This window comes from Enterobacter cloacae complex sp. FDA-CDC-AR_0132 (assembly GCF_003010695.1).
Taxonomy (GTDB): Bacteria; Pseudomonadota; Gammaproteobacteria; order Enterobacterales; family Enterobacteriaceae; genus Enterobacter; species Enterobacter ludwigii.
In genome coordinates this window covers 675,141-696,121 of the sequence record NZ_CP027618.1, presented here as the reverse complement: position 1 = coordinate 696,121, position 20,981 = coordinate 675,141, and the positions used below count along the sequence as shown (strand labels likewise).

Below are 20,981 nucleotides of genomic sequence, written 5' to 3'. Positions count from 1 at the left end.
GATGCACTTCTTATCACGGACTGATGTACCCAAAGAAAGAGATGTTGGTGAGTCCAGCACGCAGTTTGTTAATGATGTAGCCGTGATAAAGAGGTCGTAATGCCAGGCAGCACCTTGTTCAAAGCGTTTGTTTTGTTTGTCGCCCTTTGGGCACCTTTCACTCAGGCAGGCTCCGGTTGGCAACCCATTCAGGAAACTATCCGTAAGAGCGAAAAAGATACCCGTCAGTATCAGGCTATTCGCCTTGATAACGGGATGACTGTGCTGCTGGTTTCCGATCCGCAGGCGGTAAAATCCCTGTCGGCACTGGTGGTGCCGGTTGGGTCGCTGGAAGATCCGGAAGCCCACCCTGGGCTTGCACACTATCTGGAACATATGACGCTTATGGGTTCCAAAAAATACCCACAGCCAGATAGCCTGTCCGAATTTCTCAAAATGCATGGCGGCAGCCACAACGCCAGCACGGCGCCGTACCGTACAGCCTTCTATCTCGAAGTTGAGAATGATGCGCTGGGAGGTGCAGTGGATCGTCTGGCGGATTCTATCGCGGCTCCCCTGCTGGATAAAAAATACGCTGACCGCGAACGCAATGCCGTTAATGCTGAACTGACCCTTGCCCGTACGCGAGACGGGATGCGCATGGCGCAGGTGAGTGCAGAAACCATTAACCCGGCGCACCCGGGATCGCGTTTTTCCGGTGGTAACCTGGAGACGCTGAGCGATAAACCGAACAGCCCGGTGCTGGATGCCCTGCATGCCTTTCGCGATAAATACTACTCCGCCAATCTGATGAAAGCGGTCATCTACAGCAACAAACCGTTGCCTGAGCTGGCAAGCATGGCGGCACAGACGTTTGGCCGGGTACCGAATAAAAATATCGACCTGCCGCAGATAAACGTTCCTGTGGTCACGGACGCGCAAAAAGGGATCGTTATCCACTACGTTCCTGCACTGCCGCGTAAAGTGTTGCGCGTTGAGTTCCGCATTGATAACAATACGGCGCAGTTTCGCAGCAAAACCGATGAACTGGTCACCTACCTGATTGGCAACCGTAGCCCGGGAACACTTTCTGACTGGCTGCAAAAACAAGGGCTGGTGGAAGGTATCCGTGCCGACTCCGATCCGGTTGTGAACGGCAACAGCGGCGTGCTGGCGATCTCCGCCACCCTGACTGACAAAGGTCTGGCTCACCGTGATGACGTCGTGGCGGCTATCTTCAGCTACCTCTCTTTGCTACGCGATAAAGGCGTCGATAAACGTTACTTTGATGAACTGGCGCACGTGCTGGATCTCGATTTCCGTTATCCGTCCATTACCCGCGACATGGATTACGTTGAGTGGCTGGCAGATACCATGATCCGTGTACCGGTGGAACATACCCTCGACGCGGTCAATATTGCCGACCAGTATGACGCCGACGCGGTAAAAGCCCGCCTGGCGATGATGACGCCGCAGAATGCCCGCGTCTGGTATATCAGCCCGAACGAACCGCATAACAAAATGGCCTATTTTGTCGATGCCCCTTATCAGGTGGATAAAATCAGTGACCAGACCTTCGCCGACTGGCAGAAAAAGGCCGGTGAGATCGCGCTTAAATTGCCGGAGCTGAACCCCTACATTCCGGATGATTTCTCGCTGATTAAAACCACGAAAGCCTATCCGCACCCGGAACTTATCGTTGATGAGCCGACGCTGCGCGTGGTGTATACGCCAAGCCGCTATTTCGCGAGTGAACCGAAAGCCGATGTGAGCGTGGTTCTGCGTAACCCAAAAGCAATGAACAGCGCTAAAAATCAGGTGATGTTTGCGCTCAATGACTATCTTGCCGGTATCGCACTCGATCAGCTTAGCAATCAGGCGGCCGTCGGCGGGATAAGCTTCTCGACCAACGCCAATAACGGTCTGATGGTCAATGCCAACGGCTACACCCAGCGTCTGCCGCAGCTGTTCCAGGCGTTACTGGAAGGTTATTTCAGCTATACCCCGACGGAAGAGCAACTTGAGCAGGCCAAATCCTGGTATGCGCAGATGATGGATTCTGCCGAGAAGGGTAAAGCGTATGACCTGGCGCTCATGCCGACGCAAATGCTTTCGCAAATTCCCTATTTCCAGCGCGAAGATCGCCGGGCGCTACTGCCCTCTATCACCTTAAAAGATGTGCTGGCGTATCGTGATGCGCTGAAAACGAACACGCGTCCGGAGTTCCTTATCGTCGGAAACATGAGTGACGTACAGGCTAAAACACTGGCAGAAAATGTCCGTACGCAGCTTGGTTCGAAGGGCGATGAGTGGTGCCGCAATCAGGACGTACTGGTTGAGAAAAAACAGAATGTGATTTTTGAAAAGGCGGGTAACAGCACGGATTCTGCCCTGGCCGCTGTGTTTGTACCCACGGGTTATGATGAATTCACCAGTACCGCGCAGAGTGCGGTGCTGGGGCAGATTATTCAGCCGTGGTTCTACAACCAGCTGCGTACAGAAGAGCAGCTTGGTTACGCGGTCTTTGCCTTCTCCATGAACGTAGGTCGCCAGTGGGGGCTGGGCTTCCTGCTGCAAAGCAGTGATAAACAGCCTGCTTATCTCTGGCAGCGTTATCAGGCATTCTTCCCACAGGCGGAAGCGAAGCTGCGGGCGATGAAGCCGGAGGAGTTTGCTCAGATTCAGCAGGCCGTCATCGCGCAGGTGATGCAGCCGCCGCAGACGCTGGGTGAAGAAGCATCACAACTGAGCAAAGATTTTGATCGCGGTAATCTGAAATTTGATTCGCGTGATAAAGTAGTGGCCGAGATAAAACAGCTGACGCCGCAGAAGGTTGCTGATTTCTTCCACCAGGCGGTAGTTAAACCGCAGGGAATGGCGATTCTGTCGCAGGTTTCCGGTAGTCAGAACGGGAAAACGGACTACGTTAACCCGAAAGGCTGGACGATCTGGAAGAGCGTCAGCGCGCTGCAGCAATCTATGCCCTGGAGTAAGAAAGAATGACCGATACCGCTGAGCCCCTTAATCCCTTACGTTTACCTCTACAGGGTGAACGATTGATTGAAGCCTCAGCGGGAACGGGAAAAACCTTCACCATTGCCGCGCTCTATCTGCGTCTTCTGTTAGGGCTTGGTGGTAACGCCGCTTTTCCACGTCCGTTAAGCGTGGAAGAGCTGCTGGTGGTCACCTTCACCGAGGCCGCTACCGCTGAGCTGCGCGGTCGTATTCGTGCCAATATTCACGAGCTGCGCATCGCCTGCCTGCGCCAGACCACGGATAACCCTCTCTACGCCAGCCTTCTTGAAGAGATTGCAGATAAGCAACAGGCCGCCCAGTGGCTGCTGTTGGCGGAACGGCAGATGGACGAAGCGTCCGTTTTCACCATTCATGGTTTTTGTCAGCGCATGCTGAGCCTGAATGCGTTTGAATCCGGAATGCTGTTTGAACAGCAGCTAATTGAAGATGAATCTGTGCTTCGCTATCAGGCCTGTGCGGATTTCTGGCGTCGCCACTGTTACCCTTTATCGCGCGATATCGCTGAAGCGGTCCATGCGTTGTGGAAAGGTCCCGAAGAGCTTCTTCGCGCTATCGACCGTTACCTTCAGGGCGAAGCGCCGGTTATCAAATCCCCGCCACCTGCAGACGAAACGCTGGCTTCACGTCATGAAAAGATTGTCGGAAAAATTGCTGCGCTCAAGCAAAAATGGAATGAGTCTGTCGGTGAGATTGAGGCGATCATCGAAAACTCCGGGATCGACAGGCGTAAATTTAACCGCGGCAACCAGGGTAAATGGATCGAGAAGATCAGCGCCTGGGCGCAGGAAGAGACGCGCGGTTATCAGCTTCCGGACGCACTGGAGAAATTCTCGCAGCGTTTTTTGATTGAGCGGACTAAAGCCGATGGCATTGTGCCTGAGCACCCCCTGTTTGTTGCGATTGAATCACTGCTCGCTGAGCCACTCACGCTCAATGACCTGATGATCACCCGCGCCATGACGGAAATTCGCGAAGCCGTATCACGTGAGAAACGTCGCCGTGGCGAACTGGGTTTTGACGATATGCTGAGCCGCCTTGATGCGGCGCTGTGCAGTGAAAACGGTGAAGCCCTTGCCTGCGCGATCCGCACCCGCTTCCCGGTAGCGATGATTGACGAATTTCAGGATACGGATCCTCAGCAGTACCGTATTTTCCGCCGCATCTGGCGACAACAGCCCGACACCGCGCTGTTGTTAATCGGCGATCCGAAACAGGCCATTTACGCCTTCCGCGGTGCGGATATTTTCACCTACATGAAGGCCCGCAGTGAGGTAGAGGCGCATTATACGCTGGATACCAACTGGCGCTCTTCCCCGGGCATGGTGCAAAGCGTCAATGCGCTGTTTAGCCGCATGGATACGGCGTTTATGTTCCGTGAGATCCCCTTTCAGCCGGTAAAGTTTGCCGCAAAAAACCGCTCGCTGCGTTTCGAATTCAACGGGGTGACGCAGCCAGCCATGAACTTCTGGCTGCTGGACGGTGAAGGCTGTGGCGTCGCGGACTATCAAAATGCCATGGCCCAGCATTGTGCCGCGCAGATCCGTGACTGGCTCAGCGCTGGTGCGCGTGGCGAGGCGCTGTTGTGGAAGGAAAATGAGTCAGCCCCCGTGAAGGCGTCTGATATCACGGTGCTGGTGCGCAGTCGTCAGGAGGCGTCGCTGATCCGTGATGCGCTTACCCTGCTGAACATCCCGTCCGTGTACCTCTCAAACCGTGACAGCGTTTTTGAAACCCTGGAAGCACAGGAGATGTTGTGGCTGCTTCAGGCCGTGCTGTCCCCGGAGCGCGAAAGTACGCTTCGCAGCGCACTAGCCAGCGCAATGCTCGGTCTGAACGCCCGTGACATTGATGCACTCAATAATGACGAAGCCGCATGGGATGCGGTCGTCGAAGAGTTTGTTCACTACCGTGAACGATGGCAGAAGCGCGGTGTGATGGCGATGGTGCGTGAGCTCATGGCGAAGCGACACCTTGCGGAGAATATGCTCGCGACAGCAGGCGGTGAACGCCGTCTGACCGACATTTTACATATCAGTGAGCTGTTGCAGGAGGCGGGCACGCAGCTTGAAAGCGAACATGCTCTGGTGCGCTGGCTGGCGCAACAGATTGCCGACCCAAACAGCAACGCCTCCAGCCAGCAGATGCGTCTTGAGAGTGATAAACATCTGGTACAGATCGTCACGATTCACAAGTCGAAAGGCCTGGAATATCCGCTGGTCTGGCTGCCGTTTATCGCCAATTACCGCGTGCAGGATCAGGCCTTTTACCACGATCGCGAGTCGTTCGACGCGGTGCTCGATCTCAGTAAAGCGGAGTCCAGCGTTGAGCTGGCCGAGGCCGAACGTCTGGCGGAAGATTTACGCCTGCTCTACGTGGCATTGACCCGTTCGGTCTGGCACTGCAGCCTGGGCGTGGCGCCGCTGTTCCGCCGTCGTGGCGACAAGTCTGGGGAGAGCGATTTCCACCTGAGCGCGCTGGGGCGACTCATTCAGCTCGGCGAGCCCAAAGATGCTGCCGGATTGCGCCAGTGCATCGAGTCGCTGTGCGGCGAGCATGTTGCCCTGCACATTCCGTCGCCACCCGATAACAGCCGCTGGCAGATGCCGGACTGGCGGGAATCTGAACTGGAAGCCCGGCAGATTCTGCGCACCATTGCCGACGACTGGCGCGTTACCAGCTACTCCGGGTTACAGCAGCACGGGCAGAGCATTGCGCAGGACCTGATGCCAAAGCTGGATATTGATGCCGCCGGAGCCGGTAGCGTACCTGTTGAGCCTGCGCTTACGCCGCATCAATTTCCACGCGGCGCGTCACCGGGAACCTTTTTGCATAGCCTGTTTGAAGAGCTTGATTTTACCCAGCCTGTCTCTGACGAATGGGTCCTGAAGATGTTACAGAGTGGGGGCTATGATGCACAATGGCAGCCGGTCCTCACCGAGTGGATCCGCGCTATTCTGCACGCCCCGCTCACGGCAGAGGGCCTCTCTCTTAGCCAGTTGACCGCCAAAGATAAACAGGTGGAGATGGAGTTTTACCTTCCCATCGCCAGCCCGCTGCGGGCTGACGCGCTTGATGCGGTGATCCGCGAGTATGACCCGTTGTCTGCCGGTTGCCCGCCGCTGAACTTCCGCCAGGTGCAGGGGATGTTAAAAGGCTTTATCGACCTGGTTTTCCGTCACGAAGGGCGCTACTACCTGCTGGATTACAAATCAAACTGGCTGGGTGAGAACAGCGAAGCCTACACCCAGCAGGCGATGGCATCCGCCATGCAAATGCATCGCTACGATCTGCAGTACCAGCTCTACACTCTGGCGCTGCATCGTTATCTGCGCCATCGCATTGCTGACTACCGTTACGAAGAGCACTTTGGTGGGGTGATTTACCTTTTCCTGCGCGGTGTGGATGCGGCTGACCCGCGTTCAGGCATCTTTAGCACACGCCCGCATGCGGCACTGATCGAGAAAATGGATAACTTATTTGCAGCAAACACGGAGGAAGTGGCATGACGATGCAGGAATTGTTGCTGGAAGCGGTAGAACAGCGACTACTGCGCCACCTGGACGTACAGTTCGCCATGATGGTGTCAGGTGATGAGCCTGCCGTGATGCTCGCCGCTGCCATCCTGAGTAAAGACGCAGGGGAAGGGCACGTTTGCCTGCCGCTTTCGCGTCTGGCGATGGATGAGAAAATGCCCGCGGCCCTGCAGTCCTGCTTTGCTCTGCTGGGAGAATCCGTGGACTGGCCGACGGTATTACACCGTTCGCCTGCCGTCAGCGCAGCCGATAGCCAGACACCCATGATCCTGACGGGCGATCGTTTGTATCTCAACCGACTGTGGCGTAATGAACTGGCGGTCGCGCGTTTTTTCAGCGAGACCAATGCGCCTCTTCCCTGCGATGAAGCCCAACTGCGGCAAACGCTGGATACCTTGTTTACCTCTGTTGAGGCGACAGACTGGCAGAAAGTGGCGGCGGCCGTGGCCTTAACACGGCGGATCTCCGTCATCTCTGGCGGCCCGGGAACCGGTAAAACCACCACCGTGGCCAAACTGCTTGCCGCCCTGATTCAGTTATCGGGTGAGCAAAAGTGCCGTATTCGTCTGGCGGCCCCTACCGGCAAAGCGGCGGCACGCCTGACCGAGTCGTTAGGTGGTGCGCTGCAGAAGTTGCCACTCACCGGGGAGCAGCTTGCCCTTTTCCCAAACGAAGCCAGCACGCTGCACCGGCTGCTGGGCGCTCAGCCGGGAAGCCAGCGTCTGCGCTATCACGCCGGTAACCCGTTGCATCTGGATGTGCTGGTGGTGGATGAGGCGTCAATGATCGACCTGACGATGATGTCGCGGTTGATTGATGCTCTGCCAGCGCACGCCCGCGTCATTTTCCTGGGCGATCGCGACCAGCTTGCCTCGGTGGAAGCCGGGGCGGTGCTGGGAGATATCTGCACTTATGCAAGCCTGGGATATACCGCTGAACGCGCTGAGGAGCTGTCCCGTCTGACCGGCTGTTCGCTCGCCAGTGAAAACCATTCCCTGGCGGGGGCGCTGCGCGACAGCCTGTGCCTGCTGCAAAAAAGCTACCGTTTCGGCAGCGACTCGGGCATCGGTCAGCTGGCTTCGGCTGTGAACAGAGGCGACCGGCACACGACCTGTGCGGTATTTGACGGTCAATTCACCGATATCGAGAAAAAATCGCTGCAAACCGGGGAAGAGTATCAGGCGATGCTTGATGACGCCCTGCAGGGGTATCAGCATTTTCTGACGGGTGTACAACAGCAATACACGCCGGCACAGGCGCTCGCCGCCTTTGGCGAGTATCAGCTACTGTGCGCACTGAGGGAAGGGCCATTTGGCGTAAGCGGTCTGAACGACAGGTTCGAACAGTTGCTGGGCCAGAAACGCAAAATCCACCGCACCCCGCACTCGCGCTGGTATGAGGGACGCCCGGTGATGATCGCCCGCAACGATAGCGCGCTGGGGTTGTTTAACGGGGATATCGGGATTGCCCTCGATCGTGGACTGGGGCTGCGCGTCTGGTTCCAGATGCCGGATGGAAGCGTGAAGTCCGTTCAGCCCAGCCGCCTGCCTGAACATGAAACGGCCTGGGCAATGACGGTGCATAAGTCTCAGGGCTCCGAGTTCAACCATGCGGCGCTGATCCTGCCGACACAGCTTTCGCCCGTCATTACCCGCGAGCTGATTTATACCGCCATTACGCGCGCGCGTCAGCGCCTGTCGCTGTATGCTGATGAACGTGTGCTGCTACAGGCGATTGCCACCCGCACGGAACGTCGAAGCGGCCTGAGCGCGATATTTGAAGCCCTTTAAGCGATAGCCCCCACCGGGTGGTGAGGGCTTCGTATTATCCCAGATCGGCCATCAGCACTTTTGACCGGCGCTGATAGTTGTACATCTCTTTCTTACTCTCCGGCAGTGATTCAATGTCCACCGGTGTAAATCCGCGCTCCTGGAACCAGTGAATGCTGCGCGTAGTCAGCACGAACAGCTTGTTCAGCCCCATCTGACGCGCCTGAGCCGCCACGCGCTCAAGCAGCATTTCACCCCGTGAAGAGCTCCGGTAGTCAGGATGCACCGCCACGCAGGCCATTTCTCCGATCTGCTCTTCCGGGAACGGATAGAGGGCGGCGCAGGCAATGGTCAGGTTATCGCGCTGAATAATGGTGAATTTGTCGATCTCCATCTCCAGCTGTTCGCGGGAGCGCCGAACCAGAATGCCCTGCTGTTCCAGTGGGCGAATCAGCTCCAGAATTCCGCCGATATCATTGATGGTGGCGCGACGGATCTGCTCCGCGCTCTCCATCACAATCTGGGTGCCGATACCATCGCGGGAGAACAGTTCCTGCAGCAGGGCACCGTCTTCCTGATAGCTGATCAGGTGGCTACGACGTACGCCGCTGCGGCAGGCCTTCACGGCACCGCGCAAAAAACGTACGGTACCCGAGTGGTAATCCCCTTCGGCTTCCAGCGCTTCCACGCGAGCCTGGGCCTCATTCGGGAAGAGCTCTGGCACAATCACCCCTTCATCATTCACGACGCCCTGGGAAGAGCAAAACCCAATCATTTTCTCCGCCTTCAGCTTGATGGCCAACTGAGTGGCAATCTCTTCTGAGGTGAGGTTAAAGCTTTCACCGGTCACGGACACCGCTACAGGCCCCATCAGCACGATGGCACCGCTGTCCAACTGGCGGTGAATGGCCTCTTCATCGATACGACGAATACGTCCGCTATGGCAATAGTCCACGCCATCGTCCACGCCGAGAGGCTGAGCGATGATAAAATTGCCGCTCACAACGTTGATGTGCGCGCCCTGCAGCGGTGTGTTGTTAAGGCTCATCGACAGGCGAGCGGTGATATCCAGCTGCAGCAGACCCGCCGCCTGTTTCACCAGCTCAAGGGTTTTCGCATCCGTGACGCGGGTATGTTTATGGTAAATCGGCTCGTGGTGATGCGCGGCCAGGTTGGCATCAATCTGCGGGCGCGCGCCATACACCACAACCAGGCGGATCCCGAGGCTGTGCAGCAGGCCAATGTCATTGACGATGCTGGAAAAGTTTTCATGCTCAATGGCTTCGCCGCCGAGCATGATGACAAACGTTTTTCCCCGATGGGCGTTGATATAGGGAACAGAATGGCGGAATCCCTGGACCAGTTCGGTTCTACGTTCCTTCACCATGACACAACCCTTAATGAATGTTTATTCGTAATTTCTGTATTTTTATTCGATTGTGGCCGTGTGTGCAAGCCTAAATTTTCTGCGACCCACAGAAATTGATAAGTAATCCGTGCGTTAGCGTATGAATGTTTACCCTTTTATAGATGACAGTTTATGCGTCATTCGTTAAAGTTTTCGGTCAATTTAGCGATTTTGTAAATCAATCACTTTTCTTGCTCGGGAGAAGCATGTCGGGATCCAATTCAGCAATAAGCCGCCGCCGGTTGTTAAAAGGGGCAGGGGCGATGTGGTTGCTTAGCGTCAGCCAGGTGGGTCTTGCCGCCACCAGTCAGGTGGTGGCGGTGCGTGTCTGGCCGTCGTCGACCTATACACGCGTCACGGTAGAATCCAATCGGGTGCTGAAATATAAGCAATTTGCTCTCAGCAATCCTGAGCGTGTGGTGGTGGATCTCGAAGGTGTTAACCTCAACTCTGTGCTTAAGGGAATGGCGGCGCAGATCCGCGGCGACGATCCGTTTATCAAATCGGCGCGCGTGGGTCAGTTTGATCCGCAAACCGTGCGCATGGTGTTTGAGCTGAAGCAAAACGTTAAACCGCAGCTGTTTGCCCTGGCGCCTGTTGCGACGTTTAAAGAGCGTCTGGTCATGGATCTCTACCCGGCGAATGCGACGGATATTCAGGATCCGCTGCTGGCATTACTGGAAGACTACAACCAGGGCAACCTGGAGAAGCAGGTGCCACCGGCCCAGAGCGGTCCGCAGCCCGGAAAAGCAGGGCGCGATCGCCCGATTGTGATCATGCTTGATCCTGGCCATGGCGGCGAAGACTCGGGCGCAGTGGGGAAATATCGTACCCGGGAAAAAGATGTGGTACTGCAAATCGCCCGCCGGCTGAAGGCGCTGATTGATAAAGAAGGCAATATGCGCGCCTATATGACGCGAAACGAAGATGTCTTTATTCCACTGAAAGTCCGCGTGGCGAAAGCCCAGAAGCAGCGTGCAGACTTGTTCGTCTCGATCCATGCCGATGCGTTTACCAGCCGCCAGCCGAGCGGTTCGTCGGTGTTTGCGCTCTCGACTAAAGGGGCAACCAGCACCGCCGCAAGATTTCTGGCTGACTCTCAGAACGCCTCGGACCTGATTGGCGGCGTGAGCAAAAGTGGCGACCGCTATGTCGACCACACCATGTTTGATATGGTGCAGTCGCTGACCATCACCGACAGCCTGAAATTTGGTAAAGCGGTGCTGGGCAAGCTAGGCAATGTTAATAAGCTGCACAAAAACAGCGTTGAACAGGCCGGGTTCGCGGTGCTGAAGGCCCCGGATATTCCGTCGATTCTGGTCGAGACCGCGTTTATCAGTAACGTGGAAGAGGAGCGTAAGCTCAGGACGGCAAAATTCCAGCAGGAAGTGGCAGAGTCGATTCTGGCAGGGATCCGGGCGTATTTCTCAGATGGGGCGACGCTGGCAAGGCTTGGGTAGTTGAGTGCGCCGGGTAAACGCCCGGCAGTTTCACACACCGCAGATACAAAAAAACACCCTGAAGGGTGTTTATTGTTTTAGAAGTGTTGGTTGCGGGGGCCGGATTTGAACCGACGACCTTCGGGTTATGAGCCCGACGAGCTACCAGGCTGCTCCACCCCGCGTCCGTCTTTCTACTCTTGTAGAAACTTACTTCTTCAAATTTGATTGGTTGCGGGGGCCGGATTTGAACCGACGACCTTCGGGTTATGAGCCCGACGAGCTACCAGGCTGCTCCACCCCGCGTCCGTCTTCCTACTGTCGTAGAAGATACTTCATCAAATTTTAATTGGTTGCGGGGGCCGGATTTGAACCGACGACCTTCGGGTTATGAGCCCGACGAGCTACCAGGCTGCTCCACCCCGCGTCCGTGGAAGCGCACTATACTCGGTTAGGTTTGTGATGCAACCCCTTTTTCACATAAATCATTAACTTTGTATGTAAATTGAACGGCGTTGCGATATTTGGACTATTTTTTGCTCAGAATTTGCCAAAGGGCATGTGATTCCGTTTCTTTAGAACAGTGGGTTTGTTATCTTCATCACGCGGTAATGGGCAACTTTAAGACGAGATATAATGAAAGGACGTTGGGCGAAGTATCTAATGACAGGGGCAATGGTAGCCATTCTTGCGGCCTGCTCTTCTAAACCGACCGATCGCGGTCAACAGTATAAAGACGGGAAGCTATCCCAGCCTTTCTCTTTAGTTAATCAACCTGATGCCGTTGGCGCACCGATCAACGCCGGAGACTTTTCCGAGCAGGTTTACCAGATCCGCAACGCGTCGCCACGTCTGTATGGCTCACAGAGCAGCGTTTATAACGCGGTACAGGACTGGCTACGCGCGGGCGGTGATACGCGCAATATGCGCCAGTTTGGTATCGACGCCTGGCAGATGGAAGGGGCGGATAACTATGGCAACGTCCAGTTTACCGGTTACTACACCCCGGTTATCCAGGCGCGACACACGCGTCAGGGCGAGTTCCAGTATCCCATTTACCGAATGCCGCCTAAACGCGGTCGTCTGCCGTCCCGCGCTGAGATCTACTCCGGTGCGCTGAGCGAAAACTACGTTCTGGCCTACAGCAACTCGCTGATGGACAACTTCATCATGGATGTTCAGGGCAGCGGCTATATCGACTTTGGCGATGGCTCCCCCCTGAACTTCTTTAGTTATTCCGGTAAAAACGGTCATGCCTATCGCAGCATTGGTAAAGTGCTGATCGACAGAGGCGAAGTGAAAAAAGAAGACATGTCGATGCAGGCGATCCGCGAGTGGGGTGAAAAACACAGCGAAGCCGAAGTGCGTGAGCTGCTGGAACAGAACCCGTCGTTTGTCTTCTTTAAACCGCAAAACTTTGCGCCAGTGAAAGGGGCGAGTGCCGTTCCACTGATTGGCCGCGCCTCGGTAGCTTCGGATCGTTCTATTATTCCTGCGGGCACCACGCTGCTGGCGGAAGTGCCTCTACTGGATAACAACGGCAAATTTAACGGTCAGTACGAGCTACGTCTGATGGTCGCGCTGGATGTCGGCGGTGCGATTAAAGGTCAGCACTTCGATATTTATCAGGGCATTGGCCCGGATGCGGGGCACCGTGCAGGCTGGTATAACCACTATGGGCGCGTATGGGTGCTCAAGGCAGCCCCTGGCAGCGGTAACGTATTCAGCGGCTGATTGTGGTATTCTGAGTCGTACTGAATTAACAGAGAAGGGTGAGGAATAACCTCACCCTTTTGACATCTGAGGTTTTATGTCTGTAGTAATCAGCGATGCCTGGCGTCAGCGTTTTGGCGGCACGGCACGTCTATATGGTGAAAAAGCCCTGCAGCTGTTTGCGGATGCGCATGTCTGCGTCGTGGGAATTGGCGGTGTTGGCTCCTGGGCGGCGGAAGCGCTGGCGAGAACCGGCATTGGCGCGATCACGCTGATTGATATGGATGACGTTTGCGTCACCAACACCAACCGTCAAATCCATGCCCTGCGCGATAACGTCGGGCTGGCGAAATCTGAGGTGATGGCGGAGCGTATTCGCCTGATTAACCCGGAATGCCGCGTGACGGTGATCGATGACTTTGTGACGGCAGATAACGTCGCCGAATACATGAGTAAAGGCTACAGCTATGTCATCGATGCTATCGACAGCGTGCGTCCAAAAGCGGCGTTGATTGCCTACTGTCGGCGTTACAAGGTTCCTCTGATTACCACCGGGGGGGCTGGCGGGCAAATCGATCCCACGCAGATTCAGGTGGCCGATTTGGCAAAGACGATTCAGGACCCGCTGGCGGCCAAGCTGCGCGAGCGCTTAAAAAGCGATTTTAACGTCGTGAAAAACAGCAAAGGCAAGCTGGGCGTTGACTGTGTCTTTTCGACTGAAGCCTTAGTCTACCCGCAGGCTGACGGTTCGGTGTGTGCGATGAAAAGCACGGCGGAAGGGCCAAAAAGGATGGATTGCGCCTCAGGCTTTGGCGCGGCCACCATGGTGACCGCCTCTTTCGGCTTTGTAGCCGTCTCTCACGCCCTGAAGAAAATGATGGCGAAGGCGGAACGTCAGGCCTGAGCCTGACGCGCGGCATCCTGTACCGCCTCACTGAGTGCGACCAGGCCCTGACCGCGCGAGGCGCTGAGCTGCGCCCGTAGCCCCAGCTCATCGAACAATGCCAGCGGCGAGTGCGTCAGCAGCTCCGCCGCGCTTTTCCCTTCCACGGCGGTTAACAGTACCGCCAGCAGCCCGCGAACGATACGCCCTTCGCTGTCGCCAAAGAAATGCAGTTTTTCACCGGATACCGTGCATCCCAGCCAGACACGGTTCTCGCAGCCGGAAATCTCTTTCGCCTGCGCTTTGCGTTCGTCTGACAGCGCCGGCAACTGCTTGCCGAGCAGGATCAGCTGGCGATATTTATCTTCCCATTGCAACAGCGGGGCGAAAGTCTGTTTTAAGGTCTCTTCTGTGATGACCGTGCCAAACGGATGCTCGGCTAACGCTGAATTCGTCATTAATCCACCAGTATTTCAAGGGCGCGGTCAACGGCATCAACCAGCGCATCCACATCGCTTTGCGTATTATACGGCGCAAACGACGCACGCAGTGTACCGCTCACACCCAGCGCGGCCAGTAATGGCTGCGCGCAGTGCTGGCCGGCACGCAGGGCAATGCCATACCCGGCAAGCAGCGTAACCATATCGCTATGATGAACGCCGGCAAAATCAAAGGCCAGCAGGCTTGAGTCCTGCACGCGGAACGATCGAAAACCCGGACGTTTCTGCAGCGCCTCTTCTGCAAGCGTCGCCAGACCCCGGCTCCAGCGTTCTGCCTGAGCGATATCCGTTTCAGCCAGCCATTCAAGCGCGGCACTCAGGCCGATGACGCCTGCGACGTTCGGCGTTCCGGCTTCCAGACGGTAAGGGACATCCTGAGTTTTAAAGCCCTCAAAGGTCACTTCGGTGATCATTTTGCCTCCCCCAAGCCACGGCGTCATTTGCGCCAGCAGGGCCGGTTTTCCGTACAGCACCCCGATCCCGGTTGGGCCGTACAGCTTATGTCCTGAGAAGGCATAAAAATCAATACCCAGCTTTTGTACATCAGCGGGGAAATGCACCACGCCCTGGGCACCGTCGACCATCACCACCATGTCGTTAGCGTGGGCCACGTCGATGGCCAGAGCCAGATCCGGGCAACCCCCTGTGACGTTCGACATTTGTCCGAGTGCCAGAATGCGGCTGCGGGGGGTAATGAACTCAGATAAGCGCGCTACGTCTGGCAGAAGATCTGCACCCAGCGGCAGTTTCACAATGCGCGCGCCCGTTTGCTCAGCCACCATCAGCCATGGAACCAGGTTGGCGTGATGTTCTGCCTCGCTGACAATAATTTCATCGCCGGGCTTTAGCCGCGGGCGCGCATAGCACTGGGCCACCATGTTAATGGCTTCAGTTGTGCCTCGCGTCCAGACGATGTTTTTCCCGCTTTCGGCGTTGATCAGGCGTGCGACCTGATCGCGCGCGGCTTCATAGCGCGCGGTTAATCGCTGTGCTTCGGCAAACTGGCTACGGTGCACGTTCCCGGCGCTCAGGCTGTAGAACTGCTGCGTCGCCTCAATGACTGCCTGAGGCTTAAGGGCGGTGGCAGCGCTATCAAGGTAAATACCGGCATCGGCCAGCGCCGGGAACTGTGCGCGAAACTGCGCGGGACTGAAAGCGTTCATGGAATTCCTCATCTCAATAGTGAGATCGTCGCGCAATTTCATCGGCAGGGCAAGGAGGTTGATATCTATCAGATTTGTCTGCTAATCCTTACTTATCCTGGCGACTCTGAAAAAGCAGGTTATGCTAAATAAGGTTAGGTGAATGTTTAAGCCTGTTATAAATCGATGTTTGAATAGCATTAATTGCTAAAGGAGAATAAGCATGAAAAAGACAGCCGCCATTATCTCTGCCTGTGCGTTGACCTTTGCCCTGAGCGCCTGTTCCGGTAACAACTACGTAATGCATACTAACGATGGCCGTTCTATCGTCTCTGAAGGGAAACCGACAACCGATAACGACACCGGTATGATTTCGTATAAAGATGCGAACGGGAACAAGCAGCAGATTAATCGCACTGACGTGAAGGAAATGAAAGAAATCGAGCATTAATCGATCGCAGGCGAAAAAAAAGCACCGCAAATTGGCGGTGCTACATTAATCACTATGGACAGACAGGGTAAATGTACAGGAAGTGAAAAATTGGTAGCGTTGCTACCGTGGTCTGAATCGCAGACCAATTGCAAACACAACAACACAACATCACAACCGTAAGCCAAAAGCCCTTCAGAACACGCATTCCGAAAAAAGCTCTTCGTTCCGGCTCAGGAAGTGCCGCCACTATAGGTATTTGCTGGTAGTTCCTCAACGGACAAATTATAATGGCTCAGATAAAAAAAACTAATAGGTTAAACATTGTTTCCTGTTTGTTAAATCTCGTTAACATCTAAGCCAGATAACCATGTCGAAGCGATTGCCACCCCTAAATGCATTACGTGTTTTTGATGCAGCAGCACGTCACCTGAGTTTCACGCGCGCAGCCGATGAGCTTTTTGTGACACAGGCCGCAGTAAGTCACCAAATCAAGTCTCTGGAGGATTTCCTGGGCCTTAAGCTGTTCCGTCGGCGCAACCGTTCATTACTGTTGACCGAAGAGGGGCAGAGCTATTTTCAGGATATTAAAGAGATTTTTTCCCAGCTCACGGAAGCCACGCGCAAGCTGCAGGCCCGCAGTGCAAAAGGCGCGCTGACGGTAAGTTTATTACCCAGTTTTGCCATTCAGTGGCTGGTGCCAAGACTCACAAGCTTTAACTCAGCTTATCCGGGAATCGACGTTCGAATCCAGGCGGTGGACCGTCAGGAAGACAAGCTGGCCGATGATGTTGACGTCGCCATTTTTTATGGCCGCGGTAACTGGCCAGGCTTGCGTGTCGAAAAATTATACGCAGAATATCTGCTGCCGGTCTGTTCACCGCTGCTCTTAACGGGTGAAAAGGCGCTGAAGACCCCCGCTGACCTGGCGCGACATACGCTTTTACATGATGCTTCTCGCCGTGACTGGCAAACTTATACCCGTCAATTAGGTCTTAATCATATAAACGTGCAGCAGGGCCCCATTTTTAGCCACAGCGCAATGGTGTTACAGGCTGCCATTCACGGGCAAGGCGTGGCGTTGGCGAATAACGTCATGGCGCAGTCCGAAATTGAGGCAGGCCGTCTGGTTTGTCCATTTAATGATGTGCTGGTCAGCAAGAACGCGTTTTATCTAGTTTGTCATGACAGTCAGGCAGAACTGGGTAAAATAGCCGCTTTCCGACAGTGGATTCTGGCGAAAGCGGCGAGTGAGCAAGAAAAATTCCGCTTCAGGTATGAACAGTAACTTTTGTGTGCCGGGCACGCATCACTTTAGGATTTAAACATGACCAGCCGATTCATGCTGATTTTTGCCGCGGTGAGTGGCTTTATTTTTGTTGCACTGGGCGCCTTTGGCGCACATGTATTAAGCAAGTCGTTGGGGGCGGTAGAAATGGGCTGGATCCAGACCGGCCTTGAATACCAGGCATTCCACACGCTGGCGATTTTTGGGCTGGCGGTGGCAATGCAGCGCCGCATCAGCATCTGGTTTTACTGGAGCAGCGTATTCCTGGCGTTAGGCACCGTGTTGTTCAGCGGTAGTCTGTACTGCCTGGCGCTTTCGCATTTACGCCTGTGGGCGTTTGTTACACCTGTCGGCGGCGTCAGCTTCCTGGCAGGTTGGGTATTAATGTTTATCGGAGCTATCCGTCTGAAACGCAAGGGCGTTGTTCATGAATAAGGTTGTTTTATATTGTCGCCCGGGGTTTGAGAAAGAGTGCGCCGCGGAAATTACTGATAAAGCGGCGAAGCGCGAAGTCTTTGGCTTTGCACGCGTTAAAGATAATGCCGGCTACGTCGTATTCGAGTGCTATCAGCCTGAGGATGCGGATAAACTGGCGCGTGAGCTGCCGTTCAGCTCACTGATCTTCGCTCGCCAGATGTTTGTCGCCGGTGAACTGCTAAAAGATCTTCCGCCGGAAGACCGCATCACGCCGGTTGTGGGTATGCTGCAGGGCGTCGTGGAAAAGGGTGGCGAGCTGCGTGTTGAAGTCGCGGACACCAACGAAAGCAAAGAGCTGATGAAGTTCTGCCGTAAGTTCACCGTACCGCTGCGCGCTGCACTGCGTGACGCAGGCGTGCTGACAAACTACGAAACACCAAAACGTCCGGTGGTGCATATATTCTTTATCGCCCCCGGCTGCTGCTATACGGGTTACTCCTACACCAATAACAATTCTCCCTTCTTCATGGGCATTCCGCGGCTGAAATTCCCTTCAGATGCGCCAAGCCGTTCGACCCTGAAGCTGGAAGAGGCGTTCCACGTGTTTATCCCGGCGGATGAATGGGATGAGCGTCTGGCGAACGGCATGTACGCGGTCGATCTCGGCGCGTGTCCGGGCGGCTGGACCTATCAACTGGTGAAACGCAACATGTGGGTCTCTTCGGTTGATAACGGCCCGATGGCCCAGAGCCTGATGGATACCGGACAGGTCACCTGGCTGCGTGAAGATGGTTTCCGCTATCGTCCCACCCGCAACAACATCTCCTGGATGGTGTGCGATATGGTTGAGAAGCCGGCAAAAGTGGCCGCGCTGATGGCCTCCTGGCTGGTGAACGGCTGGTGCCGTGAGACTATCTTTAACCTCAAGCTGCCGATGAAAAAGCGCTATGAGGAAGTCTCGCAAAACCTGGCCTATATCCAGGCGCAAATGGATGAGCACGGCATTAACGTGGAGATTCAGGCGCGCCAGCTGTATCACGACCGCGAAGAAGTGACGGTGCACATTCGTCGCTGGTGGGCTGCTGTTGGCGGACGTCGCGACGAGCGATAATACGCGTTACATTGCCCGGTGGCGTTTTGCTTGCCGGGCGATTCATCTGAAAACGATTTAACGTTCTAAGCGCAACTGCTGCAAGTTCCCGTCCAGCTGTAAATCCGTCTGTAACGTCGCCACATCCCGGCAGATAAAGGCCATCTCTTTATGCGCCTCCAGCTTCTTGCGCCATTTTTCCGGGACCTCGTCCAGCCTGGCGTAAATCCCTTCCAGACTCTGAAAATCCGTCAGCAGTTGGGCGGCACTCTTCGGCCCGATGCCTGCCACTCCCGGAACCTTCGAGCTGCTTATTCCGGCCAGTCCCCAGTAGTCAGGAAGTTGTTCCGGCGAGACGCCAAACTCACTGGCGATAAAAGGGGCATCAAGCCAGCGCTTCTGGAAGTAATCGCGAATGCGGACGGTGGGCGAAAGCAGCTGGCAGTAGCCTTTATCGGTTGAGACGATGGTGGCCTGATGTCCGGCGCTCGCGACCTTGACGGCTAACGTGGCAGCCAGATCATCGGCTTCATTGCCATGGGCTCCCCAGCAGGGAACGCCGCGCTGTTCAAAGGCGGCGCGAATGGCCGGCATTTCGGCATGCAAATCGTCAGGCATTGGTGCGCGCCCGGCCTTGTAGTCGGGAAGGCGCTGGTGTCGCCAGCCGCTGTTACGCGCTTCGTCATCAAAAACGGCAACCACATGGGTCGGTTCGCTATGGCGGATAAGTTGCTCCAGCGCGTGCAGACACGTGTCCTTACAGGGCGTACCTTGCACCGCATGGATCCGGCGAATGAGGTTGAGCGCATCGACGATAAGCAAATGAACAGCCACAGATAATCTCCCTTCTGTTTAATGGGGGAAGGGTAACATTGTCAGCGGTGGGAAACTATGTGCGGCGGGGAAAACAGGAAGAAGCCTCGCAAAACGAGGCTTCCTGAAAGGCTTAATCGCAGGTCACGATCTTCATCGCCAGGCCGCCGCGAGATGTTTCGCGGTATTTGGCGTTCATATCTTTACCTGTTTCGTACATGGTTTCGATAACTTTATCGAGGCAAACGCGCGGTTCACTGGTACGACGCAGCGCCATACGTGCGGCGTTGACCGCCTTCACAGAGGCGATGGCGTTACGCTCGATGCAAGGCACCTGTACCTGTCCGGCAACCGGGTCGCAGGTCAGTCCCAGGTTATGTTCCATGCCGATTTCAGCCGCAATACAGACCTGTGTCGGGCTTGCGCCCAGCAGTTCTGCCAGACCCGCCGCAGCCATGGAGCAGGCGACGCCAACTTCACCCTGACAGCCTACTTCTGCACCGGAAATGGAGGCGTTCATCTTGTACAGTGAACCAATCGCACTGGCGACCAGCAGGTAGCGTGCCAGCGAGTTGGCGTTCACTTCGCGGATAAACTTGTCGTAGTACGCCAGTACTGCCGGAACGATACCGCAGGCGCCGTTAGTCGGTGCTGTCACCACGCGGCCACCCGCAGCGTTCTCTTCGTTTACCGCCAGTGCGAACATATTGATCCAGTCAACGACCGCCATAGGGTCCGTGGTCGTTTTGTCGGTGCTCACGAGCATCCGACGCAGCGCTGCCGCACGGCGTGGTACGCGAAGCTTACCGGGCAGAACGCCTTCGGTAGTGATCCCGCGTTCGATACCGCCGCGCATGACTTCCCAGACGCTGGTGAAGTGCTGCTCCAGTTCCGCTTTGCTGTGCAAGGCCAGCTCGTTTTTCATCATCAGGCCGGAAAGGGAGAGCCCCGTTTCCTGGCAGTGACGCTGAAGATCCGCCGCGGTTTTGTACGGATAAGGCACGTCAACGGAAGATGTGCTGGTTTCACCAAAGTGGTCTTCGTCGACGATAAACCCGCCGCCGATAGAGTAGTAAGTCTGGCTGTATACCGCTTTGTCACCTGCCAGTGCGGTAATACGCATTCCGTTTTCGTGCAGTGACAGGTTGTCTGCATGGAAATTCATGCAATGATCAACCGGGAATTCCACTTCATGTTCGCCATTTGCCAGCAGCAGGCGACCGTGGGTATTGACGTCCTGGATGAAACCAGGGATCGCATCAATATCAACGGTATCCGGCAGGTTTCCTGCCAGGCCCATGATAATGGCGATATCGGTATGGTGGCCCTTACCTGTCAGGGAGAGAGAGCCGTACACATCGACAACCACGCGGGTTACGTCGTGCAAAATGCCGCGCGCAATCAAGTCATCCGTGAACTGCTTACCGGCTTTCATTGGTCCGACGGTGTGAGAGCTGGAAGGACCAATACCGATTTTGAAAATATCGAATACGCTAATCATGATGCGTCCATTGCTTTCAGTCAGAGGGGGAGGAGTGCGC

Annotated in this window: 15 protein-coding genes and 3 tRNA genes; 10 read left to right on the top strand and 8 right to left on the bottom strand. The window is 55.5% G+C overall.

Annotation, left to right across the window (positions count from 1 at the left end):
- Positions 1 to 99 precede the first annotated feature (99 nt).
- From ptrA to recD, 3 genes are read left to right on the top strand one after another with little or no spacing between them, the layout of a single operon-like run.
- On the top strand, positions 100 to 2,982 hold the full coding sequence (gene ptrA, locus AM379_RS03290) for a pitrilysin (protein WP_020883783.1): 2,883 nt from the start codon (positions 100 to 102) through the stop codon (positions 2,980 to 2,982).
- Positions 2,979 to 6,521, top strand: a complete 3,543-nt coding sequence (gene recB / locus AM379_RS03285; RefSeq protein WP_106503457.1) for an exodeoxyribonuclease V subunit beta — start codon at positions 2,979 to 2,981, stop codon at positions 6,519 to 6,521. The genes ptrA and recB overlap by 4 nt, the downstream gene beginning before the upstream one ends.
- Positions 6,518 to 8,338: an exodeoxyribonuclease V subunit alpha gene (gene recD / locus AM379_RS03280; protein WP_106503456.1), complete on the top strand. Its 1,821-nt coding sequence runs from the start codon at positions 6,518 to 6,520 to the stop codon at positions 8,336 to 8,338. The genes recB and recD overlap by 4 nt, the downstream gene beginning before the upstream one ends.
- Before the next feature lie 34 nt (positions 8,339 to 8,372).
- Here the strand turns inward: recD and argA are convergent, their stop codons facing one another.
- The gene (argA, locus tag AM379_RS03275; protein WP_020883786.1) at positions 8,373 to 9,704 is read right to left on the bottom strand and encodes an amino-acid N-acetyltransferase; all 1,332 of its coding nucleotides are present in this window, start codon (positions 9,702 to 9,704) and stop codon (positions 8,373 to 8,375) included.
- Positions 9,705 to 9,931: 227 nt separating this feature from the next.
- On the opposite strand from argA, the gene amiC reads away from it, so the two are divergent.
- Positions 9,932 to 11,185 carry an N-acetylmuramoyl-L-alanine amidase AmiC gene (amiC, locus tag AM379_RS03270; protein ID WP_020883787.1) on the top strand — a complete coding sequence of 418 codons (1,254 nt, stop codon included), beginning with the start codon at positions 9,932 to 9,934 and terminating at the stop codon, positions 11,183 to 11,185.
- Between the two features lie 87 nt (positions 11,186 to 11,272).
- Here the strand turns inward: amiC and AM379_RS03265 are convergent.
- From AM379_RS03265 to AM379_RS03255, 3 genes are all read right to left on the bottom strand, one after another.
- Positions 11,273 to 11,349 (bottom strand) — tRNA-Met (locus AM379_RS03265).
- A gap of 44 nt (positions 11,350 to 11,393) precedes the next feature.
- Positions 11,394 to 11,470, bottom strand: a tRNA-Met gene (locus tag AM379_RS03260).
- A 44-nt stretch (positions 11,471 to 11,514) separates the two neighbouring features.
- Positions 11,515 to 11,591: transfer RNA gene (locus AM379_RS03255), tRNA-Met, on the bottom strand.
- 209 nt (positions 11,592 to 11,800) lie between these two features.
- On the opposite strand from AM379_RS03255, the gene mltA reads away from it, so the two are divergent.
- Together mltA and tcdA are read left to right on the top strand one after the other, a co-directional pair.
- Positions 11,801 to 12,898: a murein transglycosylase A gene (gene mltA, locus AM379_RS03250; RefSeq protein ID WP_025203349.1), complete on the top strand. Its 1,098-nt coding sequence runs from the start codon at positions 11,801 to 11,803 to the stop codon at positions 12,896 to 12,898.
- Positions 12,899 to 12,974: 76 nt separating this feature from the next.
- Complete coding sequence (gene tcdA / locus AM379_RS03245) at positions 12,975 to 13,781, top strand: tRNA cyclic N6-threonylcarbamoyladenosine(37) synthase TcdA (RefSeq protein ID WP_045261323.1); 807 nt, start codon at positions 12,975 to 12,977, stop codon at positions 13,779 to 13,781.
- Here the strand turns inward: tcdA and csdE are convergent.
- Positions 13,772 to 14,218, bottom strand: a complete 447-nt coding sequence (csdE, locus tag AM379_RS03240; RefSeq protein ID WP_106503455.1) for a cysteine desulfurase sulfur acceptor subunit CsdE — start codon at positions 14,216 to 14,218, stop codon at positions 13,772 to 13,774. The two genes, tcdA and csdE, sit on opposite strands and share 10 nt — an antisense overlap.
- Positions 14,218 to 15,423 (bottom strand): cysteine desulfurase CsdA, encoded by a 1,206-nt coding sequence (gene csdA / locus AM379_RS03235; protein ID WP_106503454.1) that lies wholly within the window; start codon positions 15,421 to 15,423, stop codon positions 14,218 to 14,220. Before csdA ends, csdE begins: the two co-directional genes overlap by 1 nt.
- A 202-nt stretch (positions 15,424 to 15,625) precedes the next feature.
- On the opposite strand from csdA, the gene AM379_RS03230 reads away from it, so the two are divergent.
- The 4 genes from AM379_RS03230 to rlmM all read left to right on the top strand — a co-directional run bounded on the left by AM379_RS03230 (position 15,626) and on the right by rlmM (position 18,648).
- Entirely contained in the window at positions 15,626 to 15,853 is a 228-nt protein-coding gene (locus AM379_RS03230; protein ID WP_003862759.1) for a YgdI/YgdR family lipoprotein, read from the top strand.
- Positions 15,854 to 16,202: 349 nt separating this feature from the next.
- The gene (gene gcvA, locus AM379_RS03225) at positions 16,203 to 17,120 is read left to right on the top strand and encodes a glycine cleavage system transcriptional regulator GcvA (RefSeq protein ID WP_014171433.1); all 918 of its coding nucleotides are present in this window, start codon (positions 16,203 to 16,205) and stop codon (positions 17,118 to 17,120) included.
- A gap of 39 nt (positions 17,121 to 17,159) precedes the next feature.
- The gene (locus tag AM379_RS03220) at positions 17,160 to 17,555 is read left to right on the top strand and encodes a DUF423 domain-containing protein (protein WP_008499646.1); all 396 of its coding nucleotides are present in this window, start codon (positions 17,160 to 17,162) and stop codon (positions 17,553 to 17,555) included.
- Positions 17,548 to 18,648, top strand: coding sequence for a 23S rRNA (cytidine(2498)-2'-O)-methyltransferase RlmM (rlmM, locus tag AM379_RS03215; protein WP_025203351.1), 1,101 nt, complete (start codon positions 17,548 to 17,550; stop codon positions 18,646 to 18,648). Before AM379_RS03220 ends, rlmM begins: the two co-directional genes overlap by 8 nt.
- A gap of 57 nt (positions 18,649 to 18,705) precedes the next feature.
- Here rlmM and xni read toward each other — a convergent pair whose 3' ends face one another.
- The gene (xni, locus tag AM379_RS03210; protein WP_014171431.1) at positions 18,706 to 19,461 is read right to left on the bottom strand and encodes a flap endonuclease Xni; all 756 of its coding nucleotides are present in this window, start codon (positions 19,459 to 19,461) and stop codon (positions 18,706 to 18,708) included.
- A gap of 112 nt (positions 19,462 to 19,573) precedes the next feature.
- Positions 19,574 to 20,941 (bottom strand): L-serine ammonia-lyase, encoded by a 1,368-nt coding sequence (locus AM379_RS03205; RefSeq protein WP_020883793.1) that lies wholly within the window; start codon positions 20,939 to 20,941, stop codon positions 19,574 to 19,576.
- Between the last annotated feature and the right edge of the window lie 40 nt (positions 20,942 to 20,981).

What these genes read in the sequence shown, in the direction of transcription:
- rlmM (WP_025203351.1), top strand. Translation starts at nt 17,548, where the DNA reads ATGAATAAGGTTGTTTTATATTGTCGCCCGGGGTTTGAGAAAGAGTGC.
- amiC (WP_020883787.1), top strand. Translation starts at nt 9,932, where the DNA reads ATGTCGGGATCCAATTCAGCAATAAGCCGCCGCCGGTTGTTAAAAGGG.
- csdA (WP_106503454.1), bottom strand. Translation starts at nt 15,423, where the DNA reads ATGAACGCTTTCAGTCCCGCGCAGTTTCGCGCACAGTTCCCGGCGCTG.
- csdE (WP_106503455.1), bottom strand. Translation starts at nt 14,218, where the DNA reads ATGACGAATTCAGCGTTAGCCGAGCATCCGTTTGGCACGGTCATCACA.
- gcvA (WP_014171433.1), top strand. Translation starts at nt 16,203, where the DNA reads ATGTCGAAGCGATTGCCACCCCTAAATGCATTACGTGTTTTTGATGCA.
- AM379_RS03230 (WP_003862759.1), top strand. Translation starts at nt 15,626, where the DNA reads ATGAAAAAGACAGCCGCCATTATCTCTGCCTGTGCGTTGACCTTTGCC.
- AM379_RS03205 (WP_020883793.1), bottom strand. Translation starts at nt 20,941, where the DNA reads ATGATTAGCGTATTCGATATTTTCAAAATCGGTATTGGTCCTTCCAGC.
- mltA (WP_025203349.1), top strand. Translation starts at nt 11,801, where the DNA reads ATGAAAGGACGTTGGGCGAAGTATCTAATGACAGGGGCAATGGTAGCC.
- ptrA (WP_020883783.1), top strand. Translation starts at nt 100, where the DNA reads ATGCCAGGCAGCACCTTGTTCAAAGCGTTTGTTTTGTTTGTCGCCCTT.
- tcdA (WP_045261323.1), top strand. Translation starts at nt 12,975, where the DNA reads ATGTCTGTAGTAATCAGCGATGCCTGGCGTCAGCGTTTTGGCGGCACG.
- AM379_RS03220 (WP_008499646.1), top strand. Translation starts at nt 17,160, where the DNA reads ATGACCAGCCGATTCATGCTGATTTTTGCCGCGGTGAGTGGCTTTATT.
- argA (WP_020883786.1), bottom strand. Translation starts at nt 9,704, where the DNA reads ATGGTGAAGGAACGTAGAACCGAACTGGTCCAGGGATTCCGCCATTCT.
- recD (WP_106503456.1), top strand. Translation starts at nt 6,518, where the DNA reads ATGACGATGCAGGAATTGTTGCTGGAAGCGGTAGAACAGCGACTACTG.
- recB (WP_106503457.1), top strand. Translation starts at nt 2,979, where the DNA reads ATGACCGATACCGCTGAGCCCCTTAATCCCTTACGTTTACCTCTACAG.